The following is a 12,834-nucleotide window of genomic DNA, read 5'->3' on the forward strand; positions in this document are numbered from 1 at the left end:
AATAACTACACAGCGGCAAGAAATGTTTATCGCAACCGGGCGGGTTTTTAAACATTATAGTGGGAAAGTAATCTGGAAATAAGTCTTCAAATAGCGCCAGGAAGAGGATTTATCATTTTAATCGCTATTTTAATGTTATTAATAATGCCTGTTAACCCCGAAGTGTAGCTGAATGGCGTTATCTGGTGAGTGTTATATTTATTGCATGCCGTGCCGGGAAGATAGCGGCAGTTATCAGCAGAAGTGCGTCATTTTCCAGGTGATTTCACTCTCTCTTTTATTTGTGAAGTGGATAATTTTATATTTTAATAATTTTTTATTTTCCAGCTTTATATAATTACCTGAATAATCACATTGTGAAGAGGGTTTTCCTGCTATTACCAATGAGTTAACTGAAAAGGTTAAACGATATAACCTTTTACCTGTAATGTGCTTTTTAGAGGAGAGGCAGATTGGATTCAAACACTCAGCCAGTCCGTGTTGCTGTTCTCGACGGTCACCCTATGATCCGTCTGGTTTTTGAGTTGTGTCTGAAAAACCATCCCGATATTCAGCTTGTTGCCGCCTGGTCGTCCGGCAGTGAGCTTTTCAGTGCGTTAAATACGCACAGGATCGATGTTCTGATCCTGGATTTTCTGCTGGGTGAACGTGAAGTTGATGGCCTGACGTTAATAAAGCAAATACGTAACCACTATCCGACGCAAAAAATGCTGGTGTTAACCTCTGCAGAAAGCCCGGCAGTTGCCAGGATGGCGCTCCGGGCCGGCGTAAACGGTTTTATCGGAAAAAGTCATCCCTTTGAAGAGGTGCTGGCGGCGGTCAGAGTCGTTGCTGAGAATAACCTGTTTTTAGCCGCACACCTTGCTGAAGAAATTCAGACGCTTTATGCCATTTCCGAAAAAATAGCGGATGAGCATTTTTGTATCGGCTGCACACCAGCGCTTCACGAAAAAATAAGGTTATTAAGCCCGCGTGAAGCGGAGGTAATTCGCTGCTTTCTTGATGGTATGAGCGTTTCACAAATTGCGGCCAAGTTCAGGCGGAGCCGGAAAACGGTGAGCGGGCAGAAGCAGTCGGCGCTGAAAAAGCTTGGCGTCCGTTCTGATTCAGAATTATTTAAATATAGCCGGGAGTTGCTGTCAGCCCGGTAATCAGGCAGAACGACCGGGCCCGGTTGCAGTAACCTGACAGCCAGTTCACGTTCCCGGTAACATCTTTTCTGTAACATTGTTCTGAGTGATGTTCATCACAGTTTTATACCGTTTAACCCGTTTTTATAGTCATCACATAAACAGACTCACGGGAAAAACATGAACATCGAAACGCAATCCTGCGTCATCAGCGGCAAACAGCAGGTCAGTGTCGCGCAGCAGCACGTGCAGTGGGATGGCTCCGGCACGCTGGTGCGCATTACGCGCGGCGGAATCTGTGGCTCCGATCTGCATTACTATCAGGAAGGAAAGGTCGGCAGCTTTGCGCTGCAAATGCCTATGATACTCGGGCATGAAGTAATTGGTTATGTCATAGAAAGCGACGATCCTCGCCTGCAGCCACAGCAAAAAGTGGCTATCAATCCGGCGAAACCCTGCGGTGAATGCAAATATTGTCAGCGGCAGCAGGAGAATCAGTGTACCGCAATGCGTTTTTTTGGCAGCGCAATGTATGTCCCGCACGTTGATGGCGGATTTACCCGGCACAAAGTTGTGGCGAGCAGCCAGTGCGTGCCTTTTCCAGCGGATGCCGATGAAACGGTAATGGTGTTTGCTGAGCCGCTGGCAGTCTGCATTCACGCCACGCATCAGGCTGGCGATCTTGCCGGCAAACGTATCTTTATCTCCGGCACCGGGCCGATTGGCTGTCTGATTGCCGCCGCCGCACAGGCGCGTGGTGCTGCAGAGATTATCTGCAGTGATATCAGTGAGCGTTCGCTGGATATGGCGCAGCAAATGGGTGCTACGCAGGTGGTTAACGCTGCAAGCGGCGATTTCACTGCCTGGATGGCAGATAAGGGCTACTTCGATGTGGCGTTTGAAGCGTCCGGTCATCCGGCGTCACTGCAGCGCTGCCTGGAGGTCGTGTGTGCCAAAGGCACGGTAGTGCAGGTAGGGATGGGAGGCGCTTTTCCTGATTTCCCTCTGATGATGCTGATTGCCAAAGAGATAACCCTGACAGGCTCGTTCCGTTTTACACATGAATTCAATACGGCGGTTGAGTGGCTGGCGCAGGGCGTTATCAATCCGCTGCCGCTCTATAGCGGTGAGTACCCGCTTCAGGATATCGATGCGGCGCTGCAGTTTGCCAGCGATAAAACCCGCGCGGCAAAAGTCCAGCTGACTTTTTAGGGAGATAACATGAGCGCACTCTTTTCTCTGACCGGCAAGCGCGTACTGCTGACCGGTTCAGCACGCGGTATCGGGTTTCTGCTGGCGCAGGGCCTGGGTGAAGCCGGGGCCGAAGTGATTATCAACGCGACCACAGCTGAAGGCGCAGAGCGCGCCGCCGGCGCGCTGCGTGAGCAGGGGATCGCTGCCCGGGCCAAAGCGTTTGACGTAACAGATTCCGGTGCGGTGCATCAGGCGATCGATGAAATTGAAGCGCAGTGGGGCGCCATCGATATCCTGGTGAACAACGCCGGGATCCAGCGGCGGCGGCCTTTTCTGGAGTTTCCGGAGCAGGACTGGCACGACGTGATTGCGGTAAATCAGACCGCGGTGTTTTTCGTCTCGCAAAAAGTGGCACAGCAGATGGTGACGCGCCAGCGCGGCAAAATTATCAATATCGGCTCGATGCAGAGTGAGCTGGGCCGCGACACGATCACCCCTTACGCAGCCTCCAAAGGTGCGGTCACCATGCTGACGCGGGGGATGTGCGTAGAACTGGCACGCTACAATATTCAGGTTAATGCGATTGCGCCAGGCTACTTTGTGACCGAGATGACGCAGCCGCTGGCTGACGATCCCGCGTTTACCGGCTGGCTGACTAAGCGTACGCCTGCTGCGCGCTGGGGTAAGCCGGAAGAGCTGATTGGTGCCGCCATTTTTCTGGCATCTTCTGCTTCAGATTTTGTTAATGGCCATCTGCTATTTGTTGATGGCGGTATGCGCGTAGCCGTGTAATGCGTGGTGCGTAGCCGGATAGTCTGTCTGGCTGCGCCGGCATACGGCTGACTTTTCTCTCTTTACCGGACTAATAAAAATGCCAATTACGATAATTGTGCTGGGCGTGATCCTGCTGCTGGTACTGATGATTGTTTTCAAAGTGAATGGGTTTATCGCGCTGGTGTTCGTCTCAGCGGTGGTCGGTATTGCTGAAGGTATGACGCCGCTTAATGTGATGGCGTCGATACAGAAAGGCATCGGATCAACGCTGGGCAGTCTGGCGATGATCCTGGGGTTTGGTGCCATGCTCGGACGACTGGTCTCTGATACCGGTGCCGCACAGCGGGTCGCCACTACGCTGATTGCGGCCTTTGGTAAACAGCGGCTGCAGTGGGCGCTGGTAGTGACAGGGCTGATCGTCGGCCTGGCAATGTTTTATGAAGTGGGATTTGTGCTGCTGTTGCCGCTGGTGTTTACCGTGGTCGCCGCCGCCAGACTGCCGCTGCTGTATGTCGGCGTGCCGATGGTGGCCGCACTCTCAGTCACCCACTGTTTTCTGCCCCCGCATCCCGGGCCCACGGCGATTGCCACCATTTTCGGTGCGAATCTTGGCACCACGCTGCTGTATGGCATGATCATCACGATCCCCACGGTGATTATTGCGGGCCCGGTGTTCTCTAAATTTTTAAAGCGGTTTGAAAAATCACCGCCTGAAGGACTCTACAATCCGCGCATTTTTTCAGAAGAGGAGATGCCAGGCTTTGGGATCAGTATTTTTGCTGCGGTGATCCCGGTGGTGCTGATGGCAATAGCGGCAATATTCGAACTGACCACACCTAAAGACGATCCGCTGCGACAGTTTTTCGAATTTATTGGTAACCCGGCGGTGGCGCTGTTTATTGCTGTCGTGATTGCCGTATTTACGCTGGGATTACGTAACGGCCGCCGCATGGAAGAGGTCATGGATATGTGCGGCAGTTCGATTGCGGCTATCGCCATGATTATCTTTATTATCGCAGGCGGCGGCGCTTTCAAGCAGGTGCTGGTGGACAGCGGTGTGGGTAACTATATTGCCGATATGATGAAAGGCTCTTCGCTCTCGCCGCTGCTGATGTGCTGGACCGTCGCGGCCATGCTGCGGGTAGCGCTGGGATCGGCAACGGTAGCCGCGATCACCACTGCCGGCATCGTTACGCCGATTATTGCCGTAACGCATACCGATCCGGCGCTGATGGTACTGGCAGTCGGATCGGGCAGCGTGATCGCGTCACACGTCAACGATCCGGGCTTCTGGCTGTTTAAAGGCTACTTCAACCTCAGCGTAACAGAAACGCTGAAAACCTGGACCGTTATGGAAACGCTGATCTCATTGCTTGGCCTGGCGGGTGTGCTGACGCTTAACGCCCTTATCCACTAACCGCCCGTTTTCCCGGGCAGTAAAGCGGTTAACGACGGCGGATCCACGAAAAGCGCGACTGGTATCCACAATCGAAGTGGGTATTGCGCCGGTAGCTGGAGCCCGCCTCGGCCATACAGTAGGTGCATACCTCTGCCACATCAATCTGCGCTGCCCCAAGCCCATGCTGCAGTAAAATGCTGCGTGCCAGCCCGGGCAGACTGAACCAGACCCCCTGCTGCTGCGCCTGCGCCTGCGGACGTACCGCCTGCAGGTTCACGGGTTGCTGCGCTGTCCACTGCAGCGGCGGGAGATCGCTGCGCTGCTGCATCTGCCGGATGCGATCGTCGCCTAACTCATAGCAGCAGGGACCAATGGCCGGACCGATGGCGACGCAAAGCGTATCAAGGCTTGCTCCGCGTGCAAGCAGGGCATCAAGCGCACTTTGTAAAATACCGTTCAGAGTGCCGTTCAGCCCGGCATGGATCGCCGCCACCTGCTGCTGCTCAGGATCGGCAAACAGCACCGGCAGGCAGTCGGCAGTGTAAACGGCTACCGGATGGCTATCTTCAGCAATCACACCGTCAGATTCACAGCTTTTTGGCGGCCGGTTCTGTCCTGACAACACCACGCGGGCGCTGTGGCGCTGATGTCCGTAAGCGGCAGCTTCAGGCGCAGGCAGACCGGCAGGCTGAAAGGCATATTCCAGCCATGTCAGGCTATCAAGCAGTGCTGAACGCGGACCGCAGACTTTACTCTCCATACTTCTCTCCTGTGACCTGACCGTAACCGGTGACTGCGCACAGCTTACGTTAACAGGTACGTTTTTGCAGCGCGTCTGCAGACATCTTTCACATACCGGATAACGTCATACACTCTCCCGTATCACCGGTCCGTGCCTCACAATTGTGCAGGCTGCGGTATGGTGCAAAAGCGGAAAACTGCATAAAAGGATGGGACGACAAATAATTCGGCAACTGAAAAAACATCCGGTTGCGCAGGGAATTGCATTTTACCGTCAGATCCACGCATATTTACATTTTGCGTTAGCTGTCAGGCTGTGACGTAATCTCCCGATATATCACCAGATTATCCGTTGGTCATCAGTGAATTATTTTGAGTCATCTGGCTGGTTACAAATTATCGTGCTAATCATTAATTTTAATAACTAAGAACTATCCTGGTTATAACGTAGTAATTCACCATGGCGGTGCACGCACTACCTGAATGATATGTAAATTTTTGTCAGTCAATTCTGTACGAAAAATTTTTATATTTTTTAAATATTGAAATGAAACAACTTTAACTAATTATTTTCTTTTAAATATGCTTGCTCAAACTTACTTATTAGTTACCTTTCCTGACCTTTATTTTACAGAGCGGCTGTCATACCGGGAGGTTAAATAATTAAGGTGCAACTTAAATCTTAAGCAGCTATAACCAATTTTTGTGAGGCAACGCTGCTTTGTATCCACTGCAGCTATTTATGGCCTTTTATTCAGGGAATGTATTACCCGCAGATCGGTTACGCAGGCATAAAGAGAAGATGATTGTGATGATACAAAAACCAATATTAGTGAATTATCGCGGAGCCGGTTTGCCGCGTCATAAATATAGCGCAGGCTGTGCTGAACACTACCCGCGTCATCTGTACTGCAATCAGCTGAGGACAATGTGCCATGAACGTTAAAACGCTGCGGCAGGATATTCCGGCCGGCCTGGTCGTCTTTCTGGTTGCGCTGCCACTCTGCCTGGGGATTGCTCAGGCCAGCGGACTGCCGCCTTTTGCCGGTCTGCTTACCGGTGTGATCGGCGGGCTGCTGGTGACCGCGCTGAGTCCGTCGCGTTTTGCGGTCAGTGGTCCGGCCGCCGGACTGGTAACAATTGTTGTGGCCTCCATTCAGACGCTGGGCAGTTTCTCTGCCTTTCTGACCGCGTTGATTCTGGCGGGAGTACTGCAGTGTCTGCTGGGGCTGCTGCGCGCAGGGCGGTTTATCGCGCTGGTGCCAGGCAGCGTGATTAAAGGCATGCTGGCGGCAATCGGCATTTTGCTGATTATGCAGCAGATCCCGGTAGCGCTGGGCGCAGCCGGTGAGGGCGGGCTGGGGGCGCTGGTGTCAGGCAATATAGCGTTTTCAGCCAGTGCTATTGGGGTAGCTGCCGCGGGCCTGCTGACGCTCTGGCTCTGGACCACACCGCTGATTAAGTCAGTAAAGGCGCTGAGCTGGATCCCCGGACCGCTGGTGGCGGTGCTGATTGGCTGTATGGCAACCCTCGCCGGAGATAAGCTTTTTCCGGCGCTGGCTGACGGGCTGCCGCGTATCACGCTCCCTGCCTTTGACAGCTTTTCCGCGCTGGTGGCTGAGCTGGAAACGCCGGACTGGCTGGCGTGGCAAAATCCCGCTGTCTGGGTGGTTGCGGTCACGCTGGCTCTGGTCGCCAGCCTGGAGACGCTGCTCAGCCAGGAAGCGCTGAAAAAACTGCGTCCGCAGCATCCGGCTCCTTCGCCCAACAAAGAGATGTTTGCGCAGGGGATAGGGAACTTAACGGCAGGGTTACTGGGCGCAATGCCGATTACCGCCGTTATTGTTCGCAGTTCGGTTAACGTCAGCGTCGGTGCACAGAGCAAACTCTCTATTTTGATCCATGGCGTGCTGCTGCTGGTCTGCGGCCTGTGGTTCAGTTCGCTGCTCAATGCAATTCCGCTGGCCAGCCTGGCCGCCGTACTGCTTTACACCGGCTATAAGCTGGCAACCCCGCGCCTGTTTGCTGAGCAGATCCGGATGGGGTGGGCGCAATATGTGCCTTTTCTGGCTACCATTGGCGGTATCATCCTGCTGGGTATGCTGGCCGGTATTTTCCTCGGGATTGCCGTGCAGATCCTCTGCAGCATTTATCAGAGTCACCGCAATGCGCTACAGCTCACCCGCCATGACGATCACTATGTCCTGCGTTTTCACCAGAACCTGACGTTTATGCATAACCCTAAGCTGCAGGGCGTGCTGGCAGAAATCCCGGAAAACAGCGTGGTCATTGTTGAGCAGGGTAACGCTAAATATCTCGATCCGGATGTGAAAGCGGTTCTGCGCGACTTTGGTGAGAATGCGCCGGAGCGGGGCATACGGCTGAGCCAGTGGCCGGTAGCCGTTAAATAAGTAAATGATTGTACCGGATAAAAATCGGCTATCACGGATAGCCGATTTTTGTTCGTGCGTGGCATAATTGGCCGCACAACATCTGCGTGAACCGGATGCCTTAGCCAGCCGAACAGGAGAGTAAACCGAAGCCTGTTCGCTGAATTGACACCGGACGATCTGATGTTCAATAAGAGGGGTGCCACTGCAACGCGGCAACGATTTCAGGTTACAGGATGCGGATGAATGCGCGTTTCGCTGTTTGATGAACATAACGTTAAGAAAAATGCTCTCACGCTGTTCTTTATCACGCTTTTTTTCTGTTTTCTTGGCAGCCACCTGCGGGTCCCTGAAGAGTTCTCACTGTTCTGGCCTGTCAACGCGCTTATCGCCGGGCTGATTGTCCGTCAGCCTTTTCTGCATAATCCTTCCAGCTACCTTGTTGCTCTGGCGGCGATGATTTTCAACGACACGGTGTTTTCAGGCTGGGCCTTTGCCGCTGTGACGATCAATATTGCCAATATTCTGTTTACCCTTGTGGCGGTCTGTATGCTGATCAGGCCGCTGCAGACACCGGCTGCCAGCAGCCAGGTCGTCAATGCGATGCGCATTTTTCCCGCCTGTTTACTCGGTGCTGCCGCCTGTGCGACCTGGGGCGCCTGGGCGCAGGGCATCGATTTCAATGCGCGCTTTGTGGTCGCATGGGCTGACTGGTTCAGCGAACAGATCTCGACCTCGCTGATGCTGCTGCCTGTCATGCTGGCACGTCCGCTGCGCAGCGTTTCCCTTCGCCAGCTGCTGACGCCGGCAACGCTGCTGCCGCTGGTCGCCGTGGTGCTGTCGCTGACAGCGGGCGCGCTGATTGGCGGCGCCGGCAGTCTGACCTTTCCGGTACCGGCGCTGATCTGGTGCGCTATTGTGCTGCCTATGCCGGTTACCAGCGTGGTGATCCTGCTGACCGGTATTACAGAGATTGTGCTGGTTTCTCACGGCGTAATGAATATACAGGGCAACGATGCGCTGTTGCCGATTGGCCATCTGACGTCAGCGCGCCTTGGCGTGGCGACCGTTGCACTGAGTCCGCTGCTGGTGGCGGTCAGCATGGACGCTATCCGGCAGCTTAATCAGCGTCTGGCGCTGCGGGCAAATGTGGATGTACTGACGCAGCAGCTCTCGCGCTCTGGCCTGTATGAACAGCTGAAACAGATGCCGTTCTCTCTGCATCGCCATACCGGCGTAATTATGCTGGATGTCGATTACTTCAAAACCATCAATGACAATTTTGGACATGACGCCGGTGACAGCGTGCTGGAAGAGATTGGACGCCGCATTCAGCAGGTTGCACAGCAGCAGGGCATGATCTGCCGCTTTGGCGGCGAAGAGTTTGTGATTGTGGTGTTTGATGCCGTGCCGGAACAGCTCTACCGGCTGGCGGAGTCCGTGCGCCAGGCGCTGGCGCGCGAAAAGTTCTGGATTAAAGGCAACAGCGTGACGGTGACCGCCAGCATGGGCCTGGCGTGGGATTGCGCCAGGCATGAGCGCGAGTGGCCGGAGGTGATTAACCGGCTGATTTCCGCAGCAGATAAACATCTCTATAGCGCCAAGCACAATGGACGTAACCAGGTGGCACCCGCCTCTGCGCTGAGTGCCAGCAACGTGGCCTGAACCACGTTGCTGGCGCTTACATAGTGCTGGCCAGGCGCTGACGCTGCTGATGCCGCGCCTGCGCCAGCTCAATCAGGCGGCTGATCAGATCGCGATAGCTCAGATCCGCCGCCTGCCACAGCTTGGGATACATGCTGATATTGGTAAAGCCGGGCAGGGTATTCACTTCGTTAACCACGATCTCGTTGCCATCCGTCAGAAACACATCGACACGCGCCATGCCGAAGCACTCAAGCGCTTTGAAGGCGGCAAGGGCAGTAGCCTGGATAGCCTCGCTGTTTTCCCGACTGATGTTTGCCGGCACCACCACCTGCGCACCGCTGGCGCTGATATATTTGGTGTCATAGGCGTAGAACGCATCCTGCACCACCACTTCACCGCAGGGGCTCGCTTCCGGTGCGTCATTACCCAGCACCGCACACTCAATCTCGCGCCCCTTAATCCCGGTTTCAATCAGGATTTTGCGGTCAAAACGGAACGCCAGATCAACAGCAGCGTTAAACTTTGCGGCATCGGTAACTCTGCTGACGCCTACTGACGAACCCTGATTAGCCGGTTTGATAAACAGCGGCAGACCCAGCTGTGTGATAACGGCTGCAGCATCCAGCGTAGCGCGCTCTGCCTGCGTTACGCTGATCCACGGCGCAACGCGAAGACCGGCATCACGCAGCAGGCGTTTGGTAAAATCTTTATCCATGCTCACCGCGGATCCCAGAACATCGGAGCCGACAAACGGGACATCCGCCATGCGCAGCAGCCCCTGCAGTGAGCCATCTTCCCCCTGCGTACCGTGTACAATCGGAAAAATAACATCAAGGCGGGGCAGCGGCTCTGCCTGTTCACAGCTGATAAACTGCGCGCGTTCGCTGCCGGGCACCAGCGCCACGGCTTCTCCCTGCGGGTGCAGCGCAATGCGCGCCGGATCCGTGGCGTTCAGCAGAAAGCGATCGGCGTCATAGCGCTGCCAGCGGCCCTGCTTATCAATGCCCAGCAGCACCGCGTCATATTTTTGCGCATCCAGCGCATCCAGAATATTTTTTGCTGATTGTAACGAGACTTCATGCTCAGCAGATTTGCCGCCGAAGACAATGCCCACGCGCTGTTTTGCCATTGTTTCTTATCCGATTGCAGTTAAGCGAGCAGCTAAGATAGCACGCGTATTCCGGGTCAGGGGAGCGCAAATCGCATCAGAACGGCGCGCATTGTGCCGTGCTCCTGCTGTTGCAAAAAACGGTCAATCTTCCCTAAACAGACGGGAAATCAGTTTGATTACGCGATGCTCTGTGCTTAAAATCGCGGCGGTTTACTTAACAGGAGCACTATTTTGGACAACTGTCCCGAACGATCGCAAAAGGCGCCTGCGCTAAGATAGTGTTCCCGCTGTCTTGACCGCGCGTTGAGATGGCTTATTCCCTCATGAATTGCCTCTGTTTACCTGCTGCCTCACATGCAGCACGTCGCCCGCTGCGATCCATTCTTTCATTCTGAGCTGTTGTCAGCACCTGCTGACATGCGGAGGATAAAATGGACTGGAAAATTTTCCTGCTGCGGGTGACTGCAGCACTGATTCTGGGTGCGCTGATCGGCAGCGAACGCCAGCTGCGGCAGCGCCTGACCGGCCTGCGTACCAACGCCCTCGTCAGCACCGGCGCCTGCCTGTTCGTACTGATGACGCAGAGCGTGCCCGGCATTGCACATGACGCATCGCGTATCGCCGCCTACGTGGTCTCCGGCATCGGCTTTCTCGGTGGCGGCGTAATTATGCGTGATGGCCTGAACGTGCGCGGGCTCAATACTGCTGCCACGCTCTGGTGCACGGCAGCAGTAGGCGTGCTGTGCAGCATGGGCCTGCTGCTGGAGGCGGCTATCGGCACCCTGATCATCCTGTGCGCTAATATTCTGCTGCGCGAACTCACCCGGAGCATCAACCGTCAGACGCTGGTACCTGCTGCCGAAGCGGTGCAGCACTATACCGTGCAGATCACCTGTCTGGCGCAGGATGAGGTGCAGGTGCGCAGCCTGATGCTGCACAGTTTAGGCAACAGCGATCTGCGCCTGCAGTCGCTGCAGAGTGAAGATATCGAAAGCTCGCAGCGCATGATGGTCAGCGCCGAAGTGCTGGGGAAGCCCAATCTGACCCAGCAACTGGAAAATCTTGTCAGCCGCATCAGTCTGGAGAAGGGCGTCAGTGCGGTGCGCTGGCAGGTGTGCGGTATGGAGCGCGATTAACAGCGTCGGGCTTCACCTGCCTGTTAATTGCATACAAAAACTGTTCCTGTCGCCTGAAACGCAGGGGAACACGGGGAAGGATTCTGACCCGCGCAGACCTCCACCCGGACAAAGCCAGGGTGATTGAGCTGGGTGACGGCACGCTGACGCTGATAGCGGAAAAGGGGGGAAAGACCCTGATGCAGCCTTCACTTTACGACATGCTTTACGGCAATTTCAGCGGCGGCCTGGATCTGGATGCGGTGAGCGAACGGGAACAGGTGATTTTGTCGGTGCTGGATAACCTGCAGCGCATTCTTAACACCCGCGCTGGCGCCCAGGCTCATCTGCCCAATTATGGCCTGCCGGATATGACACTCATCCTGCAGGGGCTGCCCGGCACTGCACATCAGCTGGTACATATTCTTTCTGACGTATTACTGAAGTATGAGCCCCGGCTGAAACAGGTTGATGTGGTGATGCTGGAACAGACGCAGTCCGGTGAGCTGCGTTATGCCATTAATGCCGGGCTGGACGTCGTGGGTAGGGTGCGCTATGGCACTGACTTTATGCCGGAAGGAAAGGTGATGCTGCGGCATCTGCGCCAGCAGAACGTGATGAGTTAAGCCATACGGCGGTATAGCCTTTCCAGAGACAGAACTTTTCCCATAACTCAGCAGGCGTTGGGAACTCTTCAAGTTTAATCTCTCGTTCCAGCTGATCGGGGTTCGTTTTGTCATGAAATACAAAGCCATCACCATTGGAGGCAAAGACGAAAGGAACCTCTAACAAGGCGGCATAACCCAGTCCCTGCTGCATTCCTTTTCCAATTTCATGCTTGTTTGCTTTCGCTTCAATGACTGCCAGCGGTAAACCTGGCTTATGGTAGAGCACTATATCTGCTGATTTGACTTTCTGACGGGATGCCAGCTTACCCCGCACAACTACCTTGCCATCACGTAGCTTCACCTCCTGGCGAATCTGCGTCATGTCATCCCATCCGGCCTTCTTGACCGCAGGCAGAATAAATTTAGTTACGATGTCGGTTTCAGTCAGTTGAGCTTTATTCACGCCAGCCATAGCATTTCCGGTCAGATTAAAGTGAAGGAATATGGACCAATTCTTGCATAAATAAAGTGCTTCGTTAATGTCTTTAGGCAACAAAATCAGCCCTGTGAAATCTTTCATCATGCTAAGTCAAATTTGCAGTTTTGTGCTTTTTGTTAAACCTTCCTTATTGATTATACTCTTGTGTTCATCACTGCTCAGGGTATGATTTTGCTATCCTGATACTTACCAACTAGGTTTCAGGTCAAAAAACCACCTTTTCCGG

At 54.3% G+C, this 12,834-nt stretch carries 10 protein-coding genes and 1 pseudogene; 8 read left to right on the forward strand and 3 right to left on the reverse strand.

Translation table 11 applies throughout. From position 1 onward, the window contains the following. The first annotated feature begins 452 nt into the window (after nucleotides 1-452). The 4 genes from BBA90_RS04685 to BBA90_RS04700 all read left to right on the forward strand — a co-directional run bounded on the left by BBA90_RS04685 (nucleotide 453) and on the right by BBA90_RS04700 (nucleotide 4,515). Nucleotides 453-1,151: a response regulator transcription factor gene (locus BBA90_RS04685; protein WP_240484883.1), complete on the forward strand. Its 699-nt coding sequence runs from the start codon at nucleotides 453-455 to the stop codon at nucleotides 1,149-1,151. A gap of 159 nt (nucleotides 1,152-1,310) precedes the next feature. Further along, nucleotides 1,311-2,342 (forward strand): L-idonate 5-dehydrogenase, encoded by a 1,032-nt coding sequence (gene idnD, locus BBA90_RS04690; protein WP_065648143.1) that lies wholly within the window; start codon nucleotides 1,311-1,313, stop codon nucleotides 2,340-2,342. A gap of 9 nt (nucleotides 2,343-2,351) precedes the next feature. Further along, entirely contained in the window at nucleotides 2,352-3,116 is a 765-nt protein-coding gene (gene idnO, locus BBA90_RS04695; protein ID WP_065648144.1) for a gluconate 5-dehydrogenase, read from the forward strand. 79 nt (nucleotides 3,117-3,195) lie between these two features. Further along, the gene (locus BBA90_RS04700) at nucleotides 3,196-4,515 is read left to right on the forward strand and encodes a gluconate:H+ symporter (protein WP_065648145.1); all 1,320 of its coding nucleotides are present in this window, start codon (nucleotides 3,196-3,198) and stop codon (nucleotides 4,513-4,515) included. Between the two features lie 28 nt (nucleotides 4,516-4,543). Here BBA90_RS04700 and BBA90_RS04705 read toward each other — a convergent pair whose 3' ends face one another. Further along, nucleotides 4,544-5,257: a polyphenol oxidase family protein gene (locus BBA90_RS04705; RefSeq protein ID WP_065648146.1), complete on the reverse strand. Its 714-nt coding sequence runs from the start codon at nucleotides 5,255-5,257 to the stop codon at nucleotides 4,544-4,546. Nucleotides 5,258-6,173: 916 nt separating this feature from the next. Here BBA90_RS04705 and BBA90_RS04710 point away from each other — a divergent pair. Further along, entirely contained in the window at nucleotides 6,174-7,649 is a 1,476-nt protein-coding gene (locus BBA90_RS04710) for a SulP family inorganic anion transporter (protein ID WP_065648147.1), read from the forward strand. A 225-nt stretch (nucleotides 7,650-7,874) separates the two neighbouring features. Next, a complete protein-coding gene (locus BBA90_RS04715; RefSeq protein ID WP_065648148.1) occupies nucleotides 7,875-9,293 on the forward strand; it encodes a GGDEF domain-containing protein in 1,419 nt (472 codons plus the stop codon). Between the two features lie 16 nt (nucleotides 9,294-9,309). Here BBA90_RS04715 and ddlA read toward each other — a convergent pair whose 3' ends face one another. After that, nucleotides 9,310-10,404: a D-alanine--D-alanine ligase gene (gene ddlA / locus BBA90_RS04720; RefSeq protein WP_065648149.1), complete on the reverse strand. Its 1,095-nt coding sequence runs from the start codon at nucleotides 10,402-10,404 to the stop codon at nucleotides 9,310-9,312. 413 nt (nucleotides 10,405-10,817) lie between these two features. Between ddlA and BBA90_RS04725 the strand changes: the two genes are divergently transcribed. Both BBA90_RS04725 and tssE read left to right on the forward strand, forming a co-directional pair. After that, nucleotides 10,818-11,522 (forward strand): MgtC/SapB family protein, encoded by a 705-nt coding sequence (locus tag BBA90_RS04725; RefSeq protein WP_065648150.1) that lies wholly within the window; start codon nucleotides 10,818-10,820, stop codon nucleotides 11,520-11,522. Between the two features lie 179 nt (nucleotides 11,523-11,701). Beyond that, nucleotides 11,702-12,127: a type VI secretion system baseplate subunit TssE gene (gene tssE / locus BBA90_RS04730; protein WP_065648362.1), complete on the forward strand. Its 426-nt coding sequence runs from the start codon at nucleotides 11,702-11,704 to the stop codon at nucleotides 12,125-12,127. A gap of 7 nt (nucleotides 12,128-12,134) precedes the next feature. Here tssE and BBA90_RS04735 read toward each other — a convergent pair. Then, nucleotides 12,135-12,581 (reverse strand): annotated as a pseudogene (locus BBA90_RS04735) (type I restriction endonuclease); the annotation flags it as partial. Nucleotides 12,582-12,834: the final 253 nt, after the last annotated feature.

The sequence above is a fragment of the Pantoea eucrina genome (assembly GCF_001691555.1).
Classification (GTDB): domain Bacteria; phylum Pseudomonadota; class Gammaproteobacteria; order Enterobacterales; family Enterobacteriaceae; genus Pantoea; species Pantoea borealis.